General features: G+C 68.9%; 20 protein-coding genes. 6 read left to right on the top strand and 14 right to left on the bottom strand.

The annotated features are described in order from the left end of the window. Positions 1-517: 517 nt before the first annotated feature. From AC1HIL_RS35750 to AC1HIL_RS35770, 5 genes are all read right to left on the bottom strand, one after another. The gene (locus AC1HIL_RS35750; protein ID WP_479668865.1) at positions 518-4,315 is read right to left on the bottom strand and encodes a hypothetical protein; all 3,798 of its coding nucleotides are present in this window, start codon (positions 4,313-4,315) and stop codon (positions 518-520) included. A 472-nt stretch (positions 4,316-4,787) separates the two neighbouring features. After that, positions 4,788-5,819 (bottom strand): ATP-binding protein, encoded by a 1,032-nt coding sequence (locus AC1HIL_RS35755; RefSeq protein ID WP_479668864.1) that lies wholly within the window; start codon positions 5,817-5,819, stop codon positions 4,788-4,790. Positions 5,820-5,982: 163 nt separating this feature from the next. Further along, positions 5,983-6,360, bottom strand: a complete 378-nt coding sequence (locus AC1HIL_RS35760) for a response regulator transcription factor (protein ID WP_479668863.1) — start codon at positions 6,358-6,360, stop codon at positions 5,983-5,985. Between the two features lie 101 nt (positions 6,361-6,461). Then, positions 6,462-7,166, bottom strand: a complete 705-nt coding sequence (locus tag AC1HIL_RS35765) for a response regulator transcription factor (RefSeq protein WP_479668862.1) — start codon at positions 7,164-7,166, stop codon at positions 6,462-6,464. Then, positions 7,163-12,277: a trifunctional serine/threonine-protein kinase/ATP-binding protein/sensor histidine kinase gene (locus AC1HIL_RS35770; protein ID WP_479668861.1), complete on the bottom strand. Its 5,115-nt coding sequence runs from the start codon at positions 12,275-12,277 to the stop codon at positions 7,163-7,165. The genes AC1HIL_RS35765 and AC1HIL_RS35770 overlap by 4 nt, the downstream gene beginning before the upstream one ends. 356 nt (positions 12,278-12,633) lie before the next feature. Here AC1HIL_RS35770 and AC1HIL_RS35775 point away from each other — a divergent pair, with 356 nt between their 5' ends. Continuing rightward, positions 12,634-13,446: an alpha/beta fold hydrolase gene (locus AC1HIL_RS35775; protein WP_479668860.1), complete on the top strand. Its 813-nt coding sequence runs from the start codon at positions 12,634-12,636 to the stop codon at positions 13,444-13,446. Positions 13,447-13,572: 126 nt separating this feature from the next. Here the strand turns inward: AC1HIL_RS35775 and AC1HIL_RS35780 are convergent, their stop codons facing one another. Continuing rightward, positions 13,573-14,562: a Bug family tripartite tricarboxylate transporter substrate binding protein gene (locus tag AC1HIL_RS35780; protein ID WP_479668859.1), complete on the bottom strand. Its 990-nt coding sequence runs from the start codon at positions 14,560-14,562 to the stop codon at positions 13,573-13,575. Positions 14,563-14,733: 171 nt separating this feature from the next. Between AC1HIL_RS35780 and AC1HIL_RS35785 the strand changes: the two genes are divergently transcribed. The 3 genes from AC1HIL_RS35785 (at position 14,734) to AC1HIL_RS35795 (ending at position 17,696) form a co-directional block, all read left to right on the top strand. Then, complete coding sequence (locus AC1HIL_RS35785) at positions 14,734-15,627, top strand: amidohydrolase family protein (protein ID WP_479668858.1); 894 nt, start codon at positions 14,734-14,736, stop codon at positions 15,625-15,627. Between the two features lie 121 nt (positions 15,628-15,748). Next, complete coding sequence (locus AC1HIL_RS35790; protein WP_479668857.1) at positions 15,749-16,561, top strand: IclR family transcriptional regulator; 813 nt, start codon at positions 15,749-15,751, stop codon at positions 16,559-16,561. A 73-nt stretch (positions 16,562-16,634) separates the two neighbouring features. Continuing rightward, positions 16,635-17,696, top strand: a complete 1,062-nt coding sequence (locus AC1HIL_RS35795; RefSeq protein ID WP_479668856.1) for a ketopantoate reductase family protein — start codon at positions 16,635-16,637, stop codon at positions 17,694-17,696. Positions 17,697-17,709: 13 nt separating this feature from the next. Here AC1HIL_RS35795 and AC1HIL_RS35800 read toward each other — a convergent pair whose 3' ends face one another. Together AC1HIL_RS35800 and AC1HIL_RS35805 are read right to left on the bottom strand one after the other, a co-directional pair. Next, entirely contained in the window at positions 17,710-18,036 is a 327-nt protein-coding gene (locus tag AC1HIL_RS35800) for a putative quinol monooxygenase (protein WP_479668855.1), read from the bottom strand. Further along, positions 18,033-18,470, bottom strand: a complete 438-nt coding sequence (locus tag AC1HIL_RS35805) for a RidA family protein (protein WP_479668854.1) — start codon at positions 18,468-18,470, stop codon at positions 18,033-18,035. Before AC1HIL_RS35805 ends, AC1HIL_RS35800 begins: the two co-directional genes overlap by 4 nt. A gap of 174 nt (positions 18,471-18,644) precedes the next feature. Between AC1HIL_RS35805 and AC1HIL_RS35810 the strand changes: the two genes are divergently transcribed. Then, complete coding sequence (locus tag AC1HIL_RS35810) at positions 18,645-19,046, top strand: PaaI family thioesterase (protein ID WP_479668853.1); 402 nt, start codon at positions 18,645-18,647, stop codon at positions 19,044-19,046. 4 nt (positions 19,047-19,050) lie between these two features. Here AC1HIL_RS35810 and AC1HIL_RS35815 read toward each other — a convergent pair whose 3' ends face one another. The 3 genes from AC1HIL_RS35815 to AC1HIL_RS35825 are packed head-to-tail and all read right to left on the bottom strand — an operon-like array spanning position 19,051 to position 20,695. Further along, positions 19,051-19,374, bottom strand: coding sequence for a hypothetical protein (locus tag AC1HIL_RS35815; protein ID WP_479668852.1), 324 nt, complete (start codon positions 19,372-19,374; stop codon positions 19,051-19,053). Positions 19,375-19,391: 17 nt separating this feature from the next. Further along, positions 19,392-20,249 (bottom strand): zinc ribbon domain-containing protein, encoded by an 858-nt coding sequence (locus tag AC1HIL_RS35820; protein ID WP_479668851.1) that lies wholly within the window; start codon positions 20,247-20,249, stop codon positions 19,392-19,394. Positions 20,250-20,254: 5 nt separating this feature from the next. Further along, positions 20,255-20,695 (bottom strand): hypothetical protein, encoded by a 441-nt coding sequence (locus AC1HIL_RS35825; RefSeq protein WP_057598166.1) that lies wholly within the window; start codon positions 20,693-20,695, stop codon positions 20,255-20,257. Between the two features lie 137 nt (positions 20,696-20,832). Here AC1HIL_RS35825 and AC1HIL_RS35830 point away from each other — a divergent pair, with 137 nt between their 5' ends. Next, positions 20,833-23,868 carry a CHAT domain-containing tetratricopeptide repeat protein gene (locus tag AC1HIL_RS35830; RefSeq protein ID WP_479668850.1) on the top strand — a complete coding sequence of 1,012 codons (3,036 nt, stop codon included), beginning with the start codon at positions 20,833-20,835 and terminating at the stop codon, positions 23,866-23,868. Here AC1HIL_RS35830 and AC1HIL_RS35835 read toward each other — a convergent pair. Genes AC1HIL_RS35835 through AC1HIL_RS35845 form a run of 3 tightly spaced genes read right to left on the bottom strand, consistent with a single transcriptional unit; the run spans position 23,856 to position 25,479 of the window. After that, the gene (locus AC1HIL_RS35835; RefSeq protein ID WP_413765087.1) at positions 23,856-24,674 is read right to left on the bottom strand and encodes an MmyB family transcriptional regulator; all 819 of its coding nucleotides are present in this window, start codon (positions 24,672-24,674) and stop codon (positions 23,856-23,858) included. The two genes, AC1HIL_RS35830 and AC1HIL_RS35835, sit on opposite strands and share 13 nt — an antisense overlap. Continuing rightward, positions 24,671-25,102 (bottom strand): PaaI family thioesterase, encoded by a 432-nt coding sequence (locus AC1HIL_RS35840; protein WP_479668849.1) that lies wholly within the window; start codon positions 25,100-25,102, stop codon positions 24,671-24,673. The genes AC1HIL_RS35835 and AC1HIL_RS35840 overlap by 4 nt, the downstream gene beginning before the upstream one ends. Next, complete coding sequence (locus AC1HIL_RS35845; protein WP_413765085.1) at positions 25,099-25,479, bottom strand: nuclear transport factor 2 family protein; 381 nt, start codon at positions 25,477-25,479, stop codon at positions 25,099-25,101. Before AC1HIL_RS35845 ends, AC1HIL_RS35840 begins: the two co-directional genes overlap by 4 nt. Positions 25,480-25,531: the final 52 nt, after the last annotated feature.

A 25,531-nucleotide genomic window follows, 5' to 3' on the forward strand; every position in this document is an offset into this window, starting at 1 on the left:
CTGAGCCGCAGCCTGTGTTCAGATTTTGACAGCAATGCTTGGCCACTCCCCTTGGGGATGGCCGGCGTAGCAGTAGGCAGAATTGGTGCAGCCGAAGACCGGGCCACGATTAGCCACGCTGGTGCGACTAGGTCCAGAGGCTCGGAGAAGGATCCCTGTCGGTTTATGTTCAGTCGCCTGCTCTACTAGTTAACAGACATTCGCAAGCGCCTCACCTACCGGCCGCACTCAATCTTTATTCGCCGGCGGCCCGAGATGGCCTGGCGTAGTTGCTATGCTGAATGGCAAAAATCGGCGGCGATTGTCGTCGTTCACGGAGGCGAAGCGTGCAACGGGTGTCCGCCTTGAATCAGCCGCTCGCCAGCATGATGACACCATCGGGGTTCGCCGCATCCAGGCAACGTATTCGCCGCTGCTTGCAGCAGAGCGGCGCTGGTGCTGCAGAGCCTCCTCAATATGAACAAGCTTTTCTATATCAGTAGGCATACTGGGCCTGGGCTGCTGTGTGATCACGGCATCAAGCCAGATCAAGCTCACGTATGTCGACGAATCCATTTGCAGATAACCACGCATCGAACGTATCAACCTGCGTGAACTTCGTGGGTACGTCGTACGAAGGGAAGCGAAGCCACCAGTGCAGATCCTTGCAGATGTAAACCTCAGTTATGGTCGGCTCGGGCGTGGTCGGCCCCGGCCATCCAAGGAGTTGCCGTATGAGTTCGACGTTTTCAGCGAAGAACTTTCTCCGTCGCTCGATCTTCACAAATTGTCCGATTTCGCTGCCACCACCGAAGACGCGATCTCGCAGTCGGCGCGAGTCCTTCACGCAGAAAGGCGGTTGGTTGTACTTGCACTCGCCGAGCAACCAGCGGTTTCCCTCCGGCCAGTAGGCAAGAAGATCGAAATCCCCAACATCAGCGAAGCCCCGCTTGGGGAACCTGTCCATGAAGTCCAGGTTCTTCTCTGCATAGGGGGTCGTCCGAGCGCAGATCGCGTGCGCAGTCTTCTCGAGGCCTTTCTCGAGCTTTTGTTTCGCCTTGTCGACAACGGCGCGCACATTTCTCCAAGGGAAGTCGGCTGGGAGATAACCTGAAGAGATCGCACTCATCCAAATCATTCGAGTTCGATTCACCGAGGATGCTCCCCAGAGAATCTTGCCTGTAGGGAGACCGAGCAGTGGTTTGATGGTGAATCGATCCAGGCGCTTGTTGTGCTCCCAAACCGGAACGTCATCAGTCTCAGCAGTGATGCCTACAAGTCGTCGAATCCCATCGCCTTTGAGAACGAGAAAATCAATTGCCTTCAGCGCCGCCGACTCCGACAAATCGTCATGGGAGCCGATGGCTGCTCGCGCAATGTCGGAGGGCAAGGCCTCGTAGCCGAAGGCAAGGACTGCTCCTGCGCCGATACCGACCCAGTTCTGCAGGGTAGAGAAGACTTTGAGCAGATCACGGTAGGTGAAATCGAGATTGATCAGGAAAGCGGCGTCCAGCGACTCGATGAACTTTTCATCTTCAAATGGTTCGTCGAGCTTATCTTCGGTGTTGACGCCAGCCCCGAGCTTTAACGCTGCCATCTCCCGACTGAACTCAGCTTGCTGGGCGTCACGAGTATTGGAGAAGAACACCTCAGGAATGTATTGGTCGTCTACATCCAATCCGCCCACCTCGATTTCGTTGTGCAGCACGTCGCTTGCCCCATAGAGAACTAGCAGCCAGTCGATCATGCCTAGCACGTCGAGAATTTCAGCCGGACGAGCGTCCGTTGACTGAGGTTGGGTCAAGAACAATCCAGCTTCCACCGCGTAGCGGAGGTTCCGCGAATCACGGACGAACTTTTCATGCGCCCCAGCTTGGGAAGCCTCTCGGTCGTAGTCCACGTCGTGGGCAAGGCTGTGTCGATGCCGCATGACCTGGCTGTCGTAATGCGCGCTGGCGGTATCGAGTTGGGTTGCGCAGTACCGCAGAAGTGACTCTCGGTCAAAGGATCGCAGCCTTTCGTGAACGAGCTCTCGATAGGTTGCACGTGCGGCGTTTATAAGCTTCTTTGCTTCGCCAAGCTCGTACCGACCCGGCTTCACACCTTGCGCCATCAAGACCTCGGCAAGCTTGCGACGAGCCACCTTGTACGCTTCTGGCGCAGGCGTATCGGGCCTGCCGAAGTCGGGAACATCCACCGTCCGTTCGTAGCTTCGCATCACGAAGCGAGGAGGGCGACTGCCAGTGTCGGAGAGAACTTGGCGCTCAGACTCGTTCAGCCTACGACCATGGGCGTGCGTCAAGAGGACGTCCATCAGAACAGTCGCACATTCCACTTCAAAACTCGCGTCTTCAACCACTTGAAGACGGGCGAAAACTCTTGAGAGATTGATCACGCAACGGATGCGCACCTCGTCGGACGCCTGGTCTTCGATCACTCGCCAACTCAGTACCAGTTCCCTGAAAGCGGCAGCTTCAACCTCCTCTTCGGCCAGGCTGGCTAGGGTATCCGCCTGCGCTACACATTCGATGACGATGCGCGAGTAGGGAAGCGTGCCAACGGACTGCAGCTCTGCTTCTCGCTCGGCAATGCAGTCTGCAGCGCAATGCACGAATGTCTCGAGAACTTTGCCGTCCTGAGACTGAAGATCGACAAGGTCGACGTCCAGCACGACGTGAATCGTGGAATTTTCAAGCTGGCTGGACCACGCCAGCCGCGGTGCGTTGCGTGCGGTGACACGACGCAGCGTAGTTCGTCCAAGAGATTCCTTGGTGCTCCAGGCACTCCTGTCGTCTGGGAAGTTTGCAGGCGCCCCTTTCCAGTGCTGTACGAGTTGGTTGAACCGCCAGCTTGCGCCCCAGTGTGGATCGAGCATGATCATGTTGGGCACGATTGCCCCAGCAACAATCTGGCCATGGCTATCTCGGAAAGCCCCAAACATGTCGACCACGTCCGGCATCCCCCCAACCAGCCTCCTTAGCCCCGTTCTGTACTTCCAAAATCGGGTGAGCTCGTCCAAGTTCTCCATAGCGTCGAAGATCGTGACGGCATCGACGATGGAGACGGTATGGCAGTCTCTTCTCTGCGGCACCGACATACGTACGATCCTCGTCGTCACGGTGCCGACCACTACGATGACTTCGAGACTATCTTCAGAGGGAGTCCCCCCATTCCTGTCGCTTAGTTGCAGGCCGTCGCGACTCCCGGGACGGATGAAAGCCCAGTCCGGATTTTCCCGAACTTTTCGCTTCATTTCTGCAACAGCCGTGTCGATGTGGCGCAGCTCATCGACATCGGATAGAACGACTAGGTAGTGCTTGTCATCGCCTGGAAGAACGGCCGACAGCACACGCGCAACTGGCCCGCGGCGATTGATGACTTGAAGTGGTCCAGCAAGGAACGAGCGTGGCTGAACACGTTGCCCTATGAAGGCGGTGAAGCGGACCGATGCTGCAGTGCGGTCGAACTTGCGTCGATTGGACCAGAAGTCGATGACTGCCGCTGGAGCGTTCCGAAGCGATACGGGCATAAACGCCCCACCAACATTGACGCCTAGCCATGGAACGACTTTTCCGGACATCGCCGCGTCGCCGAATTCCGAAGCTGTCTTCCATTTTGGTTCGATGCCAGGTGATGCCAGGAGATCGGCCGTCACCACAAGCGCTTGCTGAGTCAACAGCACTTCCTGTACCGCAGCCCAGAACCACTCTGGAGGCACCTCGATGTGCCCAGACGCCGCATCGACGGGCGCAAGGCTTTCGGGGGCAGGAACGGCTTCAAGGACGGCGGACTGCATTCGCCTGGCGCAGCGGAGGTCGTTCATTGCCTCGCTGGAGTCACCGTGCAGGATCTGAAATGCCTGGATGAAGTCGGGAATGCGCTGGACAGTTCCTCCGTAGAAGGTTGGCCTGGAATTAACGCCGTCGACCCATCGGACGACGCCCCAATCAGACTCAGGCCAATAATCTTCCAACATCGGGCAACTAGGGAGCACTTCCAATAATCTTCGGCAGAATTGACTGAACTGATCGTACGAATCGAGTTTGGCTGAAGTGAACTCGTCCTGCGGGATCGAGAGATAGGCAGCAAAAGCCAGCTGGCCCTTCATCTGTGCTGAAACGTTGGCCGGCCAGAGGTCCAGGACATTTAGCGCAACCAGTGCATCTCTTGCTGCATGCGCGGTCAACAGCGTCTTCAGGCTCTGAAATGAACGCTCGAACGCGCCGTCCTCGTGCACAGGGCGCTCGTGCAAGAATTTCTGAACGTCGATTTTGGCGGCGACTGGCCGCGATGAACTGGGAGCTTTTCCCTTCTTCTTGCGCGAGATCTTTGCCATATCTTGATGATGAATGACGACGGTTAGTGAATGCGGTGCTTCGCGCCTCCGATTGTGGACCCGCATGACATGGGGAGTCACGAAGCCACTAAGACTTGGATGCGCTTCTAGAGAGATTGTGATTGTCCGGGCCGATGCGTGGCTTGCTGAACCGCCTCGGGCGGCTAAGACCGTATTGCAAATCCAGTCTCGTGCTCCCCGGCCGTGGGGACACATAAATGGTACGAACTTGAGTCGGATAAACACCGGGTGATGCCCGAAGCGGACATTCAGGCTTACTGCCGCGAATGACTCAGACAAGTCTGAGGCAGACATCTAGATCTGAGTTGGGTACGGCAAGCCTCATAAACGACCTTCAGCCCGTATCACCACCCAACGCCCCAAGAACTTCAACGCCCCCGCCTCATCCCGTACTTCCCCTCCCGGCCACGCAACACTTAAGGTGACGAGCACCCTCTGTTTTGCTCGCCTCTCACGCCACCACCAACGGCAACGTCAACCGCGCCTCCACCCCCCCACTGCGCCGGTTCCGCAACAACAACTCCCCCTGCATCGACCGCGCCAACCGCCGCGCAATCGCCAGCCCAAGCCCCGACCCAGGCTTGTCCTCCTGCCCCTGCCGCCCCCGCACCCACGGCGCGAACACCGCATCGATCTGCGCCGGCTTGATCCCCGGTCCCGAATCCACCACCGCCAGCACCAGCCGTTGCGCATCGACGTGCGCGCACACCCGCACGTCGCTGCCATAACGCAACGCGTTGTCGATCAGGTTCGCCAGCACGCGCCGCAGCGCTAGCGGGCAGGCGACCACGGGCTGGCCGATGCGGCCGTCGAGTGCGATGGCGCGGCCGGCGTCGCGATAGCCGCGCACGAGGTTGTCGAGCAGGCCGTCGGCGTCGACGCGCTGCAGCGGCTCGGCCACGCTGCGCTGCATGCGCGCGCTGGCGACGCTGGCCTCGACCAGTTCCTGCATCTCGGCAAGATCGCGCTGCATTGCTTCGCGCAGCGCGGGGTCGGCGAGCATCTCGCAGCGCAGGCCCATGCGGGTGAGCGGGGTGCGCAGGTCGTGGGCATAGGCGGCCTGCACGTCGAGGTGCTCGGCCTCGCGCTCGACGCGGCGGCGCCGGCCCTTGTTGATGGCGCGTGCCAGGCGCGCGATGGCGCGCGGGCCGCTCTCGGGCAGTTCGGGCATGCGGGCATCGCCGCCGTGCGACTCGAGGGCGCGGGCGATGCGCACGGCGCCGGCGCGATAGGCCAGGACCTCGAGGCCGAGGAAGGCGCCGATCAGCGCGAGCACGACGAGCACCGACACGCCGAGGATCCACAGCAGGCCGTCGTCGATGCCGCAGACCATGGGCGCGAGCGTGGCGGCGTGCGTGTTCTGGCCGAGGGCGGCGAGTGCCAGCGCGCGGGCGGCGTACAAGGCCAGGCCCTGCGTGCGCGGGATCGCCTTGGCGGGTGGTTCGGATACGAGGGCGATGGGGGTCTGAAGGCTGCGGGTCATCTGGAATCTCCTGTCGCCGACGCACCGGCCGGCATGGAAGCGATGACATCACGCGAGGTGGGCTGCCCACCATCGCACCAGCGTTCGCCCAACCCCTACGAAGGTTTGCCCCCGGCATGCGCGCGGCTGGCGCGACAAGAGACGATGGCGCGGGCGACGCGCCTCAGCGCAGTGCGAGCGCTTGCCGGATCCAGGCCTCGAGTTCGGCGGCGTCGATCGGCTTCTCGATCAGGCACAGCGCGGTGCTGGCACGCACGCGATCGCGCGTGTGCGCCGAGGCATAGGCGGTGATGAACAGCGTGGGCACGCGCAGGCCATCGCGGTCGAGGCGCTCGAGCAGTTCGATGCCGTCCATGGTCGCCATGCGGATGTCGCACACGAGGCAGCGGGTCTGCCGCTGCAGGCCCGAGGCCAGGAAGTCCGCTGCCGATTCGAACGCGCGCGCCTCCCAGCCGAACGAGCGCACCAGGCTGCTGGTGGCGGCGCGCACGAAGGGGTCGTCGTCGACGATGGAAACGAGATCGATGGCTGACAGGGACAAGAGGCTTCCCGTTCTCTACCGGGCTTGGGACGATGGCGCAGGACACGCGGGCACGACCCGGGCTTGCAGAATACCGGCGTCACGGCGCGGCGCCATCATCTCTAGGTATGGTGCGCGACGGCCGGCTGCGCGCGCGGCAGGCCCTGCACGACGCCGAGCGCTTCCATCTTGCGCACCAGCTCGGCGACCGAGCGCGACTCCATCTTGCGCATGGCCTGGCCGCGGTGGATCTTCGCGGTGATCTCGGCAATGCCCATGCGGTCGGCGATCTGCTTGTTCATGAGGCCCGAGGCCACGTGCTGCACCACCTCGCGCTCGCGCGGCGTGAGCAGGGCCCAGCAGTCGCGCGCGGCCCGGAGCGCGCGGTCGGTGTCGAGCCGCTTCGCATCGGCATCGAGCGCGGCGGCCACGGCGTCGAGCATGTCCTGGTCGCGAAAGGGCTTGGTGAGGAAGTCGACGGCGCCGGCCTTCATGGCGCGCACGGTCATCGCGATGTCGCCATGGCCGGTCATGAAGATGATCGGCATGTGCGGCCGGCCGGCCTCTCGCAGGGCCTGCTGGAACGCAAGGCCGCTCTGGCCGCGCAGGCGCACGTCGAGCACCAGGCACGAGGGCCCGGGCGCACGCGGCGCGGCCTGGAACTCCTCGGTGGTGGCGAAGGCGCGCACCTCGAGGTCGACCGAGCGCAGCAGGCTGCCGATGGCGGCGCGCACCAGGTCGTCGTCGTCGACGACGAAGACCACGCGCGCGTCGCCGGCCAGCGGGGCGCCCGGGGATCTGGCGGGAAGGTTGTGGGAAGAGGTCATGGAGCGAGGCCGGGTTCGGACAGGGGCAAGGTGAAGAGGGCGCGCGTGCCCGCGGGCTCGCGCCGCGACAGCGACAAGGTGCCGCCGTGCGCGTCGAGGATCGACTTGCAGATCGCCAGGCCCATGCCCATGCCGTCGGGCTTGGTCGTGAACAGCGGCTTCAGCAGGTGCTCGCCCGTGTCTTCGCCGATGCCGGTGCCGGCGTCGTCCACGGCCACGCGCACGCGGCCCTCGCCATCGGCGCTGCAGCTCAGGCACAGCGGACGCGGACCCGGCGGCAGCAACGCCATGGCCTCGGCGCCGTTCATCAGCAGGTTGACCACCACCTGCTGCAGCTGCACGCGGTCGCCGTGCACGAGCACGACCGCCTCCAGGCCGCGAAGCTCGAGCGCCACGCCGAGCGTGTCGAGCGGGCCGGCCACCAGCACGGCGGCTTCGCGCAGCGCCTCGTTGAGGTCGAAGGCCGCGAGCCGCGGCTCGGCATTGCGTGCCTTGGCGCGCAGGGCCTGGATGATGCTGCGCGCGCGCAGCGCGCTCTTGCCGATGTGGGCGAGCATCTCGCGCGCCTCGGCGATGTCGGGCGGGCTGCGGTCGAGCCAGCGCAACGCGGCGCTCGCGGAGGTGTCGACGGCGGCGATCGGCTGGCCGACCTCGTGCACGATCGACGCGACCAGCTCGCCCATGGCCTTGAGCCGGGTCGCGCGCTCGAGGTCGGTGAGGGCGCCGCGCAACTGCTCCTCGGCGCGGGCGCGCTGCCGGTTCTGGTCGAGCAGCTCTTCGTACAGGCGCGCGTTCTCGAGCGCGAAGGCGGCCTGCGAGGCGATCACCTCGAGCACCTCGGCCTTGGCCGGGGTGAACACGTGCGAGGCGAGGTTGTTCTCGAGGTAGAGCACGCCGACCAGGCGCGCATGGCGCATCAGCGGCACGCACAACACCGAGCGCGGCCGGCGCCGGCGGATGTAGTCGTCCTGTGCGAGCGAAGCGTTCTCGCGCGCATCGTCGATCACCATGTGCTGCTGGGTGCGCGCGACGGCCTGCACGATGCCGAGCGGCAGAACCTCGGGGCCGAAGGCCGCGGCCTTGTGCGTGACCGCGATCGTGCCGTCGACCACCGAGGCCCGGGCGCGCAGTTGCCAGGCCTCCTCGCGCAGCAGCGCGAGCGTGCCCTGCTCGGCACCGGCGTTCTCGAGCGCGGTGCGCAGCAGGGTGTCGACCAGGCGCTCGGGCACGATCTCGCCGGCCAGCGCGTTCGAGATGCGCAGCACGGCCTGCGCATCGAGCGCCTGCAACCGGCTGCCGGCGCCCACTTGATCGTCGCTCTCGAACAGGCCCGGGTACTCGGCCTGCAGCAGCCGCACCTTGGCCATGGCGCCCCAGCGCTGCCAGGCGCCGCGCGCATGCCGCAGGTTGCCGTAGGCCGACAGCTCGTCGCCACGCGCCGCATGGAAGGCACCGGCGCGTTCGGCCGCCAGGGCCTCCACCTGCGTGAAGCCGTGGCGGCGCGCATGCGTCACGGCGCGCGCATAGGCCTCGACCGCGGCCGCTGGATCGCCGTCGATGCGCAGGCGCTCCGCGCGCACCAGTTCGTGCCGCGCGAGGAAGTTGCCGGGGCAGGCCAGGGCCCAGGTCTCGAGCTGGGCCAGGTCGCGCCGCAGCGCGGCCTGTTGCGCGGCGTTGCGTTCGGGCAGCGCGAGCAGTGCCAGCGCGCCGTAGAACGGCAGGTCGCCGCTCTCGGCGAAGGTACGTGCCGAATCGGCGCAGGCCTCGGCGCGGCGGCGCGCCTCGAGTGCCTCGCCGAGCCGGCCGAACAGCAGCGCGGCCTGCAGGCGGTAGACCCAGAACGCGAAGTCCACGAGCGTGGCGGGATCGCCCTCGCGCGGCACGCGCGGCTGCGCCTGCGGGTCGCCGTCGCTGCCGTCCTGCAATTGCGACAGCAGCTGCTTCTGCGCGAGCAGCGCATCGATCACGAGCTGGAAGTTCGCGTCGCGCGCGATCGCCAGGCCGCGCTCGACCGTGTCGCGCACGTCGCCCAGCAGCTCGCCCGCGAACAGCATGCCCGTGGCCTGGTTGCGCCCGCAGTAGATCGCGAAGGTGTGGTCGCCGCTCGCCACGGCGAGCTCGTAGGCGCGCCGGATGTAGTCGCGCGCGGCGCGCGCGGGCTGCGACCACGGAACGACCATGGTGCCGAAGGTCATGTAGACCCGGCCGCGGTAGCGCGCGAGGCCGCGCTCGTCGACCAGGTGCAGCGCGAGCGCGCCGAACTCGCGCGCCGTGGCGTAGTCGCCGTAGCGCACGCCGAACACCTGCGTCATGCAGACGTAGCCGTCGGCCGAGGCATCGGCATGGCCGTGCGCGATGCCCAGCCGCGCCATGTGCAGCAGGATCAGGTCGACCAGGTTCTGGTCGGTGTAGAGCGCGGGCGGGATCAGGTCGGCAAAGATGTCGGTGATGGCACGGCGCAGCGGGTCGGCCACGATCGGCAGTTGCCGAAAGGCGGCCATGCCGTGGCGCTCGATCCAGCTTCGCAGGGCCGCATGCTCGCGGTCCACCGCGGCGGCATCGGGCTGGCGCGGCAGCTCGATGCCGGCCTTGCGCAGGAAGGCCAGGCCGACGTCGAGCGCGCGGTCGAAGCGGCCCAGCGTGGTGTAGAGCGCCGCGCGCAGGCGCGTGAGATCGGCGCCGAAGATGCCCTCGCCCGCGACCTGCTCCAGGGCCGCCAAACGTGCCTCGGCCAGCTCGAGCGCACCGGTCATGAACTCGGCCTCGCCGCACAGGGCGCGCGCATGCAGGCCATCTTCGCTCGCATCGTCTTCGCCCAGGAAGGCCAGCGCGGCGCGGAAGAAGCCGAGCGCCGAGTGATGGGCGGTGGCGGCCTTGGCCTGCCGGCCGGCCTCGAGGTTGAGCCGCGCGAAGGCCCGCCGCTCCTCGGGCGCGTCGACGGCCGGTCGCGCGAGGCTGGCCTGCACGGCGAGCGTGAAGCGCTGCGACGGCGCGCCCTGATCCGTGCCCTGGTGCGTGCCCTGATGCGCGAGCTGGCGGCGCACGATCTGAAGGTGCAGGCCCGGACGCTCGCCGGCCGCGAGCGAGAGGTAGGCGGCTTCGCGGATGCGGTCGTGCCAGAACACCCAGTCCTCGCCCTCGCGGTGCACGCTGCCGGCCTCGAGCGCGGGTTCGAGCACCGCATCGAGCACACGGGCCGACTCGGGGCCGGGCGCCAGGCCCATGGCGACCGCGAGCGACTCGGCCGAGGCGCGGTGGCCAAGGCAGGCCATGACGCGCAGCGCCGATTGCGCGGACGCGGGCAGCAGCTCGAAGCGGCGCGCCATCAGCTCGGCCACGTTGTCCACGCCCGGGTGCGAGGCGAGGCGCTCGAGGCTCCAGCGCCATGAGGCGCTGTCCGCGTCGTAGACAAGCACGCCGTCGTCGGCCAGCAGGTGCAACAGGTGGTGCGCAAAGAGCGGATTGCGCCCGGTCTTGTGGCCGATGGCGCGTGCCAGTTCGTCGACCTCGGCGGGTGCCTGCTGCAGCGCCTGCGCGATCATCTCGCGCAGCGCGGCTTCGTCGAGCGGGCCGAGTTCGATGCGCGCGGCGCCGGGCACCTGCGCGAGCGGGCCGGCGCGCAGCGGATGGTCCTCGGCCACCTCGCCCGCGCGGTAGGCGCCCACCAGCAGCAGGGCCGCGTCCTCGTGCTGGTGCAGCAGGCGCTCGAGCACCTGCAGGGTGCCGGCATCGGCCCATTGCAGGTCGTCGAGCAGGATCACGAGCGGCCGCGCCGAACTCGCGAAGCAGGCCAGCAGCCGCGCCATGCCCTGCAGCACGCGTTCGCGCTCGAGGCCGGGGGCGGCGTCGGGCGCATCGGGCGGCTCGGGCTGCGCGCCAAGCACGACGGCGAGCGCGGGCAGCAGGCCCGCGAGCGTGCGGTCGACCGGCTTGGCCGCGGCGGCGATGCGGCGGCGCCAGAGCGCGAACTCGTCCTCGGCGCAACCGAGCACGAACTGCAGCAACTGCTCGAGCACGTCGACCACCAGCGCATAGGGCCGGCCGCGGCGCCCCTCCTCGCTCTTGGCCGTGGCCAGCAGCGGTGCGCACGACTGCTGCATGCGCAGCATGGCTTCGCGCAGCAGCGTGGACTTGCCGATGCCCGAGTGGCCCGAGACCCAGGCCACGCGCGAGCGCGCATCGAGCGCAACGCCGCGGTACAGCGCGAGCAGGGCCTCGAGCTCGGCATCGCGGCCCAGCACGCGCGTGAGGCGTGGCAGCCGGCGCAGCGCCGAGTGGGCATCGAGCGCGAAGCGCGGGATGCCGCCGCGCTCGCGCAGCAGGGTGTCGCAGCGGCGCAGATCGGCCAGCACGCCGGCGGCGTCCGCGTAGCGCTGCTCGGGCGCTTTCTCGAGCAGCTTCATGATCAGCAGCGAGAACTGTTCGGGCACATCGGCCACCAGCTCGCCCGGCGCGCGCGCGGTGCGGGTCGCATGCGCATGGACGCGCGCCGCGGCATCCTCGCCCTGGAACGGCGGGCGGCCCGTCAGCAGCTCGTAGAGCACGCAGCCCAGCGAATAGAGATCGGCGCGCGCGTCCACGCGCAGGTTCATGCGCGCGCCCAGCTCGGGCGCCATGTAGTGGAAGCAGTCCTCGTCCCAGGCGGCCTCATCGTGATCGGGCGCGGCCTCGGCGTCCGACATCGTGACGGCATGGCCGAAACCGGTGAGGCAGGCCCGGCCGTCGGTCGCGAGCAGCAGGCGGTCGGGCGTGATCGCGCGGTGCAGCACGCCGGCCGCGTGCATCGCGCCGACGGCGGCGACCAGGCGCAGCGCGAGATCGAGGAAGGCGGCCGTGTCGCTGGCGCGCGGGGCGCTGCCGCGCAGGGTCTCGCCACCCGGGTCGCGCAGCACCAGCAGCGCGCCTTCGCCGTGCGGCATCAGCGCGACGGGGAGCGCGGCCCAGTCCTCGCGCAGCACATGGCGCAAGCCGTACTCGCGCTGCAGCAATGCCGCCGCGGCTGGCGTGGCCTGGCCCCGGCCCGCGACCAGCGAGGTGGGCCCGGCGCCCGCGCGCGCGCGTTCGAGCCGCGGCATGCCGCCGCTGAGTTCGCGAAAGTCCTGGAACCGCATTTCCGGCGGATGGGCCGGTCCTTCGGGGGGATCGGACGCCGCCGCGCTGTCACGTGTCCCGAGTTCCTGATCCTGCATGGTGTGAGCCTCCTGCCGGCTGCTTCCGACTGACGGCCTCGATTGGAACCGCGCTGGCCGCGCGAGAGCGGCGACTGGCGTTGGCGGGTGTTAGGCGTTGTTAGGCGATGGCGCGGAAGCGGGTTTTTGTCGTCGCGGCATGAAAAGTAATGTGCTCGTGGGCCGCCTGGACACACAGGCATACAGAGGCCGGCGGGCCCTCGTGGCGGCGCCCCTAGATTCAGCGCCATCGGCCAATGCCGACCACCCTCCCCGTTCAATCAAGCAAGGAAAACACCATGACCCCGATCTCCCGCCGCCTCGGCGCCCCCCTCCTCGCCGCCGCCTTCGGCCTCGCCGCCCTCGCGCCGCTGGCCACCTTCGCGCAGCCCGCGCCCGGCGCGCAGCCGCCCAAGCCCACCATCGTGCTGGTGCATGGCGCCTTCGCCGATTCCTCGAGCTGGGACGGCGTGGTGCGCGATCTGCAGAAGCGCCACTACCCCGTGATCGCGGCCGCCAATCCGCTGCGCGGCCCGGCTTCCGACGCGGCCTCGGTCGCCGCCGTGGTCGATGCGGTGAAGGGACCGGTGGTGCTCGTGGGCCACTCGTACGGCGGCTCGGTGATCACGGCGGCCGCCAACGGCAAGACCAACGTGAAGGCACTGGTCTACGTGGCGGCCTTCGCGCCCGAGGCCGGCGAAACCGCGCTCGGCCTCACCGGCAAATTCCCGGGCAGCACGCTCGGCCCGACGCTGGCGCCGCCGGTGCCGCTGGCCGATGGCGGCAAGGACCTCTACATCGACCAGGACAAGTTTCCCGCGCAGTTCGCCGCCGACGTGCCGCTGGCCCAGGCGCGCCTGATGGCCGTCGGCCAGCGCCCGATCGCCGAGGTCGCGCTCAACGAGCCCGCGCAGACGCCGGCCTGGAAGTCGGTGCCCTCGTGGTTCGTCTACGGCGACCGCGACAAGAACATTCCGCCGGCCGCGATGGCCTTCATGGCCGAGCGCGCGCATGCGAAGAAGACCGTGGTGGTCAAGGGCGCCTCGCACGTGGTGATGACCTCGCAGCCCGCGGCGGCCGCGCGCGTGATCGTCGAGGCCGCGGGCGGTTGAGAAGGAGCACGCCGTGAACGACGTGAACATCGAAAAGGCACTAACGGCGCGAATGTCGGCCAACTCTCCGGCTACGCGCGCGTCACGACGCGCTGGCTCACGTTCTGAAGACTACGACCCGGCACTTCATTCGAGCTGGATATCGGCCCGCTTGATCAGCGCATTCCAGCGCGCCTCCTCCGCCGCGATGTGCGCGCCGACCTGCGCCGTGGTCGCGGGCCGCGACAGCTCGACACCGCCCACGGGCTTGACCTTGCCGTAGAAGGCGTCGCTGGCCACGACCTTGTTGGCGGCGGCATTGAGCTTGGCGAGCACGTCGCTCGGCGTTTTCTTCGGGCCGACGAGCACGAAGTTGACCGTGGCCTTGAAGCCCGGCATGCCCGACTCCTCCATGGTGGGCAGCTCGGGATAGGCCGGGTCGCGTTGGCTGGCGGCCAGGCCGAAGGCCTTCAGCTTGCCGGCGCGCACGTAGTCCATGGTGCCGGTCGGCAGGAAGGCGTAGGTCACGCGGTCGCTCATGAGGTCGAGCTGGACCTGGTTGGCTCCCTTGTAGGGCACGTGCAGGGTCTTGACGCCGAGCTCCTTGTTGAACATCTCGGCCATCAGGTGGATCGCCGTCGAGATGCCCGAGGAGCCATAGGAGTACTTCGACGGATCGGCCTTGAGCAGCGCGACGAACTCCTTGAGCGTGGTGGCCGGCACGTGGGGCGCGGTCACGAGCATGAAGCCGATGGTCAGCACATCGGACACCGGCGCGAAGTCGCCCACGCCCTGGTAGGGCAGGCTGGCGCGCAGCGAGGGCGCGACCACGGCCGGCAGGTTGGCGAAGAACAGGGTGTAGCCGTCGGGCGCCGCGCGCGACACGTAGCTGCCGGCGATGGTCTGGTTGGCGCCGGGCTTGTTGTCCACCAGCACCGGCGTGTTGAGCGCGAGCGAGAACTCGCTGGCGAAGGCGCGCGCGACGATGTCGGTCGGGCTGCCCGCCACGAACGGGACCACGAGGGTCACGGGCTTGGCGGGAAAGCCCTGGGCCAGCGCCGCGGCGGGCCCGAGGGCCAGCGCGAGCGATCCGGCCAGCCGGCGAAGGAAGGTCTTGCGCGAAATGAAGGGTGGCATGTCGTCTCCGTTGTTCTGCGATGTCCGCGGCGGGCTTGCCCGGGCCCTGCGCAGAATATCGAGCACCCCCGCGGCGTGCGCTCGGGGCGGAGCGCGAAAGTTCAACCCATGAAATTCCGCTGCCCGCGATCGGGCCGGGGCGCGGGCCGGACGGCTATCGTCCAACGCAGCATGACGACATCCTCGACACAGCGGCTTTCGCCGCAGCTTCCGCCCGGCGCCTGCGACTGCCACACGCACGTCTTCCTCGACGAGCGCGAGTTTCCCTTGCTGCCCGCGCGCCGCTACACGCCGCCGCCGGCATCGATCGAGGCGCTGGCGCAATGGCACGACGCGCTCGGCATCGCGCGCGTGGTGATCGTGCAGCCCAGCGTCTACGGGCTCGACAACGCGGCGACGCTGCAGGCACTGCGACAACTGGGCCCGGCGCGGGCACGCGGCGTGGCGGTGATCGACGACGCCACCACCGACACGCAGCTGCGGATGCTGGACGCCGCTGGCGTGCGCGGCGTGCGCGTCAACCTCGAGATCGACCGCGAGGGCGATGCCCGCCGCGCCACCGCGCAACTCCGGCGCACGGCCGAACGCGTGGCGCCGCTGGGCTGGCATGTGCAGGTCTATGCGAACCTGCCGCTGCTGGCCGATTGCGCCGCGGCGATCCGCGAACTGCCGGTGCCGGTGGTGCTCGATCACTACGCGGGCGCGCAGGCGGTGGACGGCCTCGACACGCCGGCGCTGGCCGCGGTGCTCGCGCTCGTCGAGGAGGGGAAGGCCTACGTCAAGCTCTCGGCGCCCTACCGCTGCAGCACGATGCCCGGCCATGCCGACATGGAAGCGCTGGCGCGCCGCTTCATCGGCTGCAACCCCGAACGCATGCTGTGGGGCAGCGACTGGCCGCATCCGCGGCCGGACGCGGCCGCCTCGGCCACCGAGGTCAGCGCGCCGCACGAGGTCGACAACGCCGGCGTGCTCGCGCAGTTGCGGCAGTGGTCGCCGGACGCGCGGACTTTCGATCGCATCCTCGTCGACAACCCGGCGCGGCTCTATGGCTTCGACGGCGACTGAGGAGCGGGCCGCGGCGTCGTCCCTGATCGCGCGCATCGCTCCATCGCAGAATGCATGGTTCGCGCCCGCCGCGCCCCTGTCCGGTAGGCCTCCCCCGCATCTGCCCGAGGAAGCACCGCCCATGGACATCGACCAGCCGACCCTCCAGGACGCACCCAGCGCCACCGAACGCCCCGGCACGCGCAGCCTGGGCCGCGCGATCAAGCTGATGCGCGTGGTCGCCTCGCGGCCGCAGTTCGGCTGGCGGCTGTCCGACCTGGCCATGGCCTGCGAGCTCGACAAGGCGACCGTGCACCGCATGCTCGCCTGCATGGTCGAGGAACGGCTGGTGACGCAGCGCGCGGCCGACCGTCACTACCTGCCGGGCCCGCTGATGCACGAGCTGGGACTGGCGCTGCCCGACCACCTGCTGTTCCAGCGCCGCGCCGAAGTGCTGCTCGAGGCCTTCGCGCGCCGCCTGCGCGGCATCGCGGTGCTGCTGCTGCGCAGCGGCAACGAGCTCGTGTGCAGCGTGCGCCAGGGCCAGCTTCCGCTGACCGGCTCGGTGCTCTACCCGGGCGCGCGCCGGCCGCTGTTCACCACGGCGGGCGGGGTCGCGATCCTGCAGACGCTGGACGCGGCGCAGGCGCGCGCGGTGCTGCTCGACAACGTGGCGCAGGAAGTGGCGCGCTGCGGCTCCGGGCGGCTAGCGTCGCTGCAGCGCATGCGCGAACGCTCCGACCGGCACGGCTTCGGCGTGAACCTCGGCGACGTGGTGCCCGGCATCCATGCCTTTGCGTCGCCGGTGCGCGGTGCCGATGGCGAGGCCTTCGCCGCGCTGTGCCTGCTCGGCACGCCCGAGCTCTATGGCGAGCGGCACCTGGCGCAGTTGCGCGGCGAACTCGAGGCAGCGGCTGCCGAGCTGGGCACGGAGGCGCGCTCGTTCAATCTCTGAGGCGCGGCGCCCTCCCCTTCGGGCGGCTGGCGGCGCGCTTCGCGTTTTCAACCGATCGAAGAAGGAGCAACGGATGACGCGGATATGCATCGTGGGCGCGGGGGCCGTGGGCGGCTATGTGGGCGCGCACCTGGCCAGGGCGGGGGTCGACACCACGCTGGTCGACGCCTGGCCCGAACACGTGGAGGCCATGCGGCGCGATGGCCTGAGCGTGAGCGGAATGAACGGCATGGACGGCGCGGGTGCGGTGCATGCGAAGGTGCGCGCGCTGCACGTGGGCGAGGTGGCGCAGCTCGCGCGCGAAGCGGCCTTCGACGTCGCCTTCATCGCCGTGAAGTCCTACGACACGGCCTGGGCCACGCAGCTGATCCTGCCGCTGCTGGCGCCCACGGGCTGCGTGGTGTCGCTGCAGAACGGCATCAACGAGGACAGCATCGCGGCCATCGCCGGCTGGGAACGCACGCTGGGCTGCTCGGTGAGCGCGCTGGCGGCGGAGCTGGTGGCGCCGGCCCGCATCGTGCGCAACTCGCCGCTGGGCGACGAGAAGAAGTGGGGCATGCGCGTGGGCGAGCTGCACGGGCGCGTGACGCCGCGCGCCGAAGCGATCTCGGCGCTGCTCGCGCATGGCGACACCAGCCGGGTCACGACCAACCTCTGGGGCGAGCGCTGGTCCAAGCTCACGATCAACGCGATGCGCAACGGCGTGTGCGCGCTCACGGGCCTGAGCGGCAAGCAGCGCGACATGAACGAGCTGGCGCGCGAGCTCACGATCCGGCTCGGCAGCTCGAGCATCCGCGTGGGCCGCGCGCTGGGCCTCGCGCTCGAGCCGGTGGGCGGGCTCGACCTCGACCTGCTGGCGCGCGCGGAGGAAGACGCCGCGGCGCGCGAGGCGATCACGCGCATGATCCTCGAGGTGGCGAACTCGCGCAGCGACGGCCAGCGGCCCTCGATGGGCCAGGACATCCAGAAAGGCCGGCGCACCGAGACCGAATACATCAACGGCCTGGTGGCGCGGCGTGGCGAGGAGGTCGGGGTGGATGTGCGCTACCACCGGCGCGTGAACGAGATCATCGGGCGCATCGAGCGCGGCGGGCTGGTGCCGAGCCCGGACCTGCTGGCCGAGGTCATGGCCTGAGGGGACGCTCACGCTACGCCGCGTCGGAGCGCGGGCGCCGCACCAGCGCTTCGCCGGCCTCGACGCGGTAGCGCATCGCTTCGATCGCCAGGCCCGGCAATGCCGACAGTCCGGCACGGAATGCCTGCATGTGGGCCGTCTCGAAATGGGCCTGCAAGGCACCATCGTCGTCCCACAGCTCGCTGAGCCAGGCACGCCCCGCCACCTGCGCATCGAACCCGATCGCGTAGTGGCGACAGCCCGGCTCCGCGCGCGTGGCGCGCTCGAGCGCCATGCCCAGTTCCCGCAGGCGCCCGGCGGCCCGCGGCTCGACCTCGATATGCCCGAGCACGGCGATCATGCGCCGCTCCCATCGAGCGCGGCGGCGTGCGCCACGGCCTCGATCTCGATCAGCCACTCGGGCCGCACCAGGCGCTTGACCACCACGAAGCTGCTGGCCGGCGGCCGAGCCGTGTTCACGAAGCGGTCGCGCACGACGACCACCGAGCGCAGGTCCACCTGGGGCACGCGCTCGTCGCAGAAGTAGTTGAGCTTGACGAGGTCGGCCATTGACGCGCCCACGGCTTCGAGCGCGTGCTGGATATTGAGGAAGCACTGCTGCAGCTGCGCGGTGAAGTCGCCTTCGCCGACCAGCGCGCCATCGGCGTCGCGCGCGGCCTGACCCGACACGTGGATGAGGCGGCCGCCCCGGGACTGCACCACGTGCGAGTAGCCCACCGGTGGCGGCAGGGTCGCGGGGTTGTGAAACAGCGTGGAGCTCGGTGTATGGGTCACGGGAGAGGTCCTTTCAATGGCGGTGGAAGCATCGGCCCATCGGGGCCGCCGCCATTGCAAGGGCTCGAGTGCACTGGAGGTCAAGCACTTTCCGCGCGCGCGCAGCGACGCGGAAAACCCGCCTGGCGATGCGCCCGCGGCTGGCTAGGATCGACACACACGCAAGGAGACCTTATGCACGACCTCGCCTCGCTCCAGCAACTGCTGGAACCGATCTTTCCCGGCCTGATGGGCGTGCGCCTCACCGTGCTCGAACCCGATCGCGTGGTGGCGCAGATGGAGGTGCGCGCAGACCTCTGCACTGCCGGCGGCATCCTGCACGGCGGCGCCTACATGGCCTTCGCCGACACGCTGGGCGCGGTCGGCACGATCGCGAACCTGCCCGAGGGCAAACGCACGACCACCACCGATTCCAGCACCAAGTTTATCGCGGGCGCGAAGCTGGGCACGAGCGTGACCGGCACCTGCGTGGCGCTGCACCGCGGCCGCACGACGATGGTTTGGCAGACCTCAGTCACCAATGCCGACGGGCGGCTCTGCGCGCTGGTGACGCAGACGCAGCTCGTGCTCGACTGAGGGATCAGGCGTCTTTCTTGCCGCCCTCGGCCTTCTCGGGCGTCTTGTGTTCGGCCAGGCCCGCCTCGTGGAGCTTTGGATTCTTCACTTCCTTCATCAGCTTCTCGCCCTCGGTGTCGCGACCATCGGTCGGCACCGACTCCTCGCGGGTGACCTCCGGCTCCTCGCGCGGAAGCGGCTCGGTGTTCTCTGCGTGCTCGGCGCTGCGGGTGCTGGCTGTCATGGGACCTCCTTTGGCGGGCTTGGGCAGGTGAAACACACAGCCTCGCCAGCGCGCACGGCACGGCACGCCATCCTTCGGCGACAGCGCGTGCAGGACATTGACCATGGTCGGCCGGTGCTTCCCTACTTCTTGAGCAAGGTCACGATGCCGGTGACCACCGACACGATCGCCGTCACGATCGGCGTGACCAGTGTGATGAAGTCGCGGATGCGCTCGGTGTACTGGCGCAGCCGCTGCGCCTTGCCCGGTGCGGGCGAACCGTCGGTGAGCGCGCTCGCGAGTCGGTGCGAGAGGCGGTCGATGCCGCGGTTGCGGCGATGGAACACCAGCAGGCCGGTGAAGATGCCCGTGATGTGGCTGAACGCGATGCTCGTCACGTAGTAGAGGATCTCGCGCCATTCGCGCGCGCCCTGCGGCATCAGCGGCACGTCGTCGGTGTAGGCGATGACCGCCGCCATGCCGAGCACCGACAGCACGGCGATGGCCCCGGCCATCAGCAGCTGGTAGGGCAGCCGCACCCTGAACAGCGCGACGAACAGCATGCCCAGGCCCAGCGGCAAGATCACCGAGGCCACGCGCAGGAACAGCTCGTTGAGATCGAGCAGCACGATGGTCACGGCATGCATCGCGACCAGGCACAGCACGGGCAGCACGAGGAACAGCAGCACTGAGCCGATGCCGGGACGCTGGGGTTGTGCCGGGGTTGGCGGGATCGCGGGCTCGGCTGCTTCCGGTGCCGCGACCGGCGCGTCCACGGGAACGGCAACGAACGTCGCCACCGCGCTGCGCGAGGCACTCAGCACACTCTCGAGTTCCGCGACCCGCCGCGACAGCGCCTCGAGCTCGCGCCGCAACGGCGCGAAGAAGAACAGGTCGCGCCCGCAATGCCGGCAAGCCAGCGCCTGCTCGGCGATGGGCTCGGCGCAGTAGGGACAGGCGACCGTGCGCGGCGCGTCCGGCGAGATTGCGGCAACCCCCATGCGGACTACTGCGCCTTGAACTGGATCAACTTGCTGCTGACACGGCCCTCGGCATCGCCGACCTGCACGCGCAGCTGGTGTTCGCCCGCGGGCACGCGCGCGGCGTCGATCGCGATGCCGGTGTCGCTGATGTAGGGCCGCACGCGCTCGGTGAGATCGACCACCGGCTCCTTCATGTACTGCACCTTCACCGTCTTCGGATCGATCACGACGCCGCCGCGCGGCTTGAAACCGATCTTCAGCGCGACCGCCTCGCGGCCGGCTTCGGTACTCGGGCTCGCGACCTCGATGCCGGGCCCGCGCGTGAGGCCGGCGCGCTTGTTCTCGAGATAGGCCGAAGGCAGCTTCGCTTCGGCATCGGTGATCAGCTCGAGGCTGGAGGCGGCATGGCAGTACGCCGCGCCGCAGAGCAGGAAGACCAGGGTTGAGAACTTTTCTCTGAACATCGATTGCCTCGCCATTCGCCATTGCCGAAGACGAAAGTCTCGCGCCATCGCAGCGGGCCTCGCGCTACGAAAGCTCGTAGTCGTGAAGCCGCGCCGGCGCCCTTAGCTTCGGGGCATCCACCGCGAGAAAGATGCTCTTGCCCACGCCGCTCCACCGCCTCCTTCTTTCATTGCTCCTGCTGCCGCTGGCCGCCGCGGCCGCGCCGCCGTTTCCGCCCTTGGGCGCGGCCTATTCGGAAGTCGGCGGCCTCGTGCGCGAATCCGACGAACTCGAGAAGGCCGGCCGCTTCCGCGACGGCGATGAACGGCTTCGGCGCGCGCTGCAGCAGTTGCCGCGCGAGCAGGCCGCCTCGCTGTCGATGGAGGCCTTTCTCGCGAAGGACCTGATCCTCGCCCGGCTCGCCGACAACAGCGATGCGCGTGCCGACGATGCCGCGCGGCTGGCCTGGCTCGAGCAACGCGCGGTCTGGCGCGATGCCTTCTGGGGCCGCGAGGCCAATGCGGCGCTGTCGGGCCGCAACGCACTCGCGCTGCAGTTGTGCAAGGTCGGCCGCTGCCGCGAGGCGCTCGCGCTGCAGAAAGAGATCTACCGCCTCACGCTGAAGTCGGCCGGCTCCACCTCGCGCAACACGCTGGTCGCGCGCCACAACCTCGCGGGCACGCTCGGCGAATCGGGCCGCTATGGCGAGGCGCTGGCGATCGGCGAGGAACTGGCCGCGGCCGCGCAGGCGCAATGGGGCGCCGACGATCCGACGACGCTGCGCATGCGCAATGCGGTGGCGGTGAACCTCAGCGACCTCGGCCGTTTCGCCGAGGCGCTGAAGCTGCACGAGCAGGTCTACGAAGCGCGCCGCCGCGTGCTGGGCACGCAGGCACCGGACACGCTGAGTTCGCTGGCCAGCCTGTCGGCCACCTACTCGGCGCTGTATCGCCACCGCGAGGCCCTGGCCTATGCGCAGCGCGTGCACGAACTCACGGCCGCGGCCCATGGCGACGCCGATCCGCGCAGCGCGCGGGCCGCGAGCGCCGAGGCCATTGAGCTGCGGCGCATGGGCCGACTCGGCGCGGCGCACGACAAGGCGCGCGCGGCCTGGACGCAACTCGCGGCCGCGCGCGGCGCGGGCCATCCCGACACGCTCTATGCGCTCAACGTCTATGCGAGCGTGCTCGAGGCGCAGGGGCGGTACACGGAAGCGGCGCAGCGCTCGCGCGAGGCGCTCGACATCCGCGTCGCGCTGATGGGCGAGCAGCATCCGCTGACGCTGGCCGCGGTCCACAGCCTGGGCCGCTCGGTGCTGTCGGCCGGCGATGCGAACGAGGCGCTCGCACTCTTCGAACGCGCGCACGAGGGCCGGCGCGCGCTGCTGGGCGACGCGCATCCCGAAACGCTGCTGTCGCTGATCGAACGCATGGGTGCCGCGCTGGCGGCCGACCGGCTCGACACGGTGAAGCCGCTGATGCCGCGGTTCCAGCGCGACGTGGAAGCGCTGCGTGCGCAGCATGGCCTGAGCGTGAAGAGCCGCCGCGCGCTGTTCGAACGCTACGTGGAAGGCTATCGCCACCATGCGCTGACCAGCGTGCGCGACGGCGAGAACGCGCGGGCCTTCGAGATCGCGGAGCTTTCGAAGGCGCGCACGCTGATCGAGAGCACGGCGCTGCAGCAGGCCAACCGTGGCCGGCTGCTGCCCGCAAAGGAGCAGGAGGCGGTCGACCGGCACGAGGCCGAGCTGGCACGCATCGACCGCAGCCTCGACGAGACCGGCGCGCAGGTCGACCGCCGCCAGACGCTGGAGGCCGAGCGCAACCGCGTGGTGCTGTCCTATGCCGACCTGCAGCGGCGGCTGCGCGCTCGGCATCCGAAGTACGCGCAGCAGTCGCAGCCGCATCTCGCCTCGCTGGCCGATGCGAAGCGGCTGCTGCCGGCCGACAGCGTGTTCGTGAGCTACCTGCTCGATGGCGACCGCGTAATGGCCTTCGTGGTCGATGGCAGCGGGCTGCTGCAAGCTGCCGAACTCGCACCGCTGCCCGGCCTCGCCGACAGCATCGATGCCTACCGGCGGCTGGTGGGCGATGCGCTCGGCGAGGGGCAGGCGGTGTGGCAACTCGGGCCCGAGCGCTATCGCGTGGCACCGGCCGCGCAGCCGCCGCAGGAAGGCGCGCAACGCGTGAGCGATGCGGCGCCGATCGGTCAGTGGCTGTCGAAGCGGCTGATCGCGCCGCTGCAGGCGAGCATCGGCGCGCGGCGGCGGCTGATCGTCTCGCCCGATGGCGCGCTCGCGATGCTGCCCTTCGAAACGCTGCCGGTCGACGGCGAGCTGCTCGCGCAGCGCCACAGCGTGGGCTACGTGCAGTCGCTCTCGATGATGGAACTGCTGCAGCGCCGCTCGGCCAGTTACGGCCGCCTGCCACCGCGCAAAGCGATGCTGGCGATCGGCAATCCGGTGTACGAAGGCAATGCACGGGCGGCACAGCCTTCGGCCAAACGCGGCGCGGCCGCCGGCGACGATGCGCTGCTGTCGGCCCGCGCCTCGGCCGAGAGCGAGGAAGGCATCGGCGCGGCGGTCGAGGAACTGCGCGAGAACAGCTGGGAGAACCTGCCGGGCACGCAGCGCGAACTCGAAAGCATCGCGCGCGTGTTCCGGCATCGCCAGGTCGACCTGGTCAGCGGCGCCGACGCGACCGAGCAGAACCTGCAGCGGCTCGACCGCGGCGGCGAGCTCGCGAAGTACCGGCACCTGCTGTTCTCGGTGCACGGCTACCTGAGCCCGAGCGTGCCGGCGCTGAGCGCGCTGGTGCTGGGCCAGGTCGACAACCCGCCGTCGGTGGACGGCTATGTCACGGCCGCGGAATGGCCGGGCTACACCTTGCGCAGCGACCTGGTCGTGATGTCGGCCTGCGAGACCGGCATCGGCAAGGTGGTGGCGGGCGACGGCGTGATGGGGCTGCCCTATGCGCTGTACGTAGCGGGCAACGTCAACACGGTGATGACGCTGTGGCCGGTCAGCGACGAGAGCACGGCGCGCTTCATGGAGGCCTTCTTCGCGCGCATCGAGCGCAGGCTGCCGGTGGAACGCGCGCTGGCGGAGACCAAGCGTGCCTTCGCCGAGGGCGAATACGGCGAACGCCTGCGCAAGCCCGCCTACTGGGCGCCGTTCGTGCTCTACGGCACCTGAAGCGCCGGTTGCAGCGGCACGTGGCGCGCCATCACCTCGGAGGTGGCGCGATCGCGCGGGAACCACATCTCGACGCGCAGCGAGGCCGGCGTCACGTCCTGCGGCAGCGCGAACACGCTCTGCATGACCTCGAAGGACAGCGCGCCGAACTCGGTGTCGAAGACGAAGCTGAAATACGGCACGCCGACCGCGCGGCCGCGCTCGGGCATGCGGCCCGGGTAACGGCGCTCGAGCGCGCGTGCGAGCCATTCGACGCGCGAGGCGAGCGCGGGCCGGCTCCAGGTTTCGGCGCGCAGTTGCGTGAGCAGCGCGGCGGCCGTGGCCTCGGGTTCGCGGGCGCGCGACAGCAGGCCCTGCGGATGCCCGATGGCCGTGATGATGTCCAGGCCCATGCCACCACCGCCGGCCGTGCGCCAGAGCCCGGGCATCACGACCGACGACAGCCAGCGTGCGCCGCGGTTCTGTTCCACCGTCTTCCAGTCGGCATCGAAGGCCAGGCCCGGATGCGGCAGGTGCGCCTCGAGCGTGCGGCGCACGGCCTCGCGCACGAGATTGGCTTCGGCGCCCTGCGTGTCCTCGTCGGGCTGCGGCAGCGCGAATCCGCATTGCAACAACGCTGCGTTGCGCACCGACACCGGCACGCCCAGCTCGGCCATCCACGCGAGGATCAGGCCGCGGCTCGGCAGCGCGCGGCCGGATTCGAGGAAGCTGACGTGCCGCTGCGAGACGTCGAGACGCCCTGCCAGCTCGAGCTGGCTGATGCCGTGCTCGAGGCGCGTGCGGCGCAGGATCAGCGCGATGCTCACGCGGCCGGCCGCTCGCCCATCGAGGAGATCGTGCCTTGCGCGACGGCCACCAGCTTCTCGCCGCCGTCGGCATCGAGCGCGAAGATCTCACAGGCACAGACGGCCTGGTGCTTGCCGCCATGCAGCACGCGGGCGCGCGCGAGCAGCGTGTCGCCCTGCGCGGGGCGCACATAGTTGATCTTGTACTCGGCGGTGACGACCGCATCGGACAGCGCGCTGCCGCCCGCGAAGGTCAGCGCGTTGTCGGCCAGGTAGCTGAGCACGCCGCCATGGGCGAAGCCGTGCTGCTGCTTGAGTTCGGGCCGCAGCGCGAGGCGCAGTTCGGTGAGCACGGGGCCGAAGGCCAGGATCTCGGTGCCGAGCAGCACGCTGAAGGGCTGGGCCTGCAGCACCGCGCGTGCATGGGCCAGCTGCTTGGGCTCGCTCATGGCGCGGGCTTCTTCGGCGCCATCTGCGCGGGGTCGTAGAAGAACTGCTCCGACGCGATGCGCTCGCCCGACCAGCGCTGCCAGGCGATCTCCTCGATGCGGCTGCTGCTGCCGTCGAGCCAGTCGAACTCGAAGATCCAGCGGATCGCGACATGGTCGCCCTGCACGAAGGCCGGGCGCACGCACTGCGAACGGACCGCGGACGCGCGGGCCAGCGTGGCGCGCTCGCGCGCGATGTTGGCGGCCAGCCCCGCGCGCGGCGGCGACTGGTTCTCCTGCATGGTCGAGTCCTCGGTATAGAACTCGGCGAGGGCTTCGGCATGGAAGTTGGACTCCACGCGCGCGATGAATTTCTCGAGGGTTTCTGCTGTGGGCATGGGAAGGCTTTCGAAACCGGGAGGGGCGCCGGGGCCGCAAGGGCCGGCCGAC

This window comes from Variovorax sp. ISS6 (genome assembly GCF_056523145.1).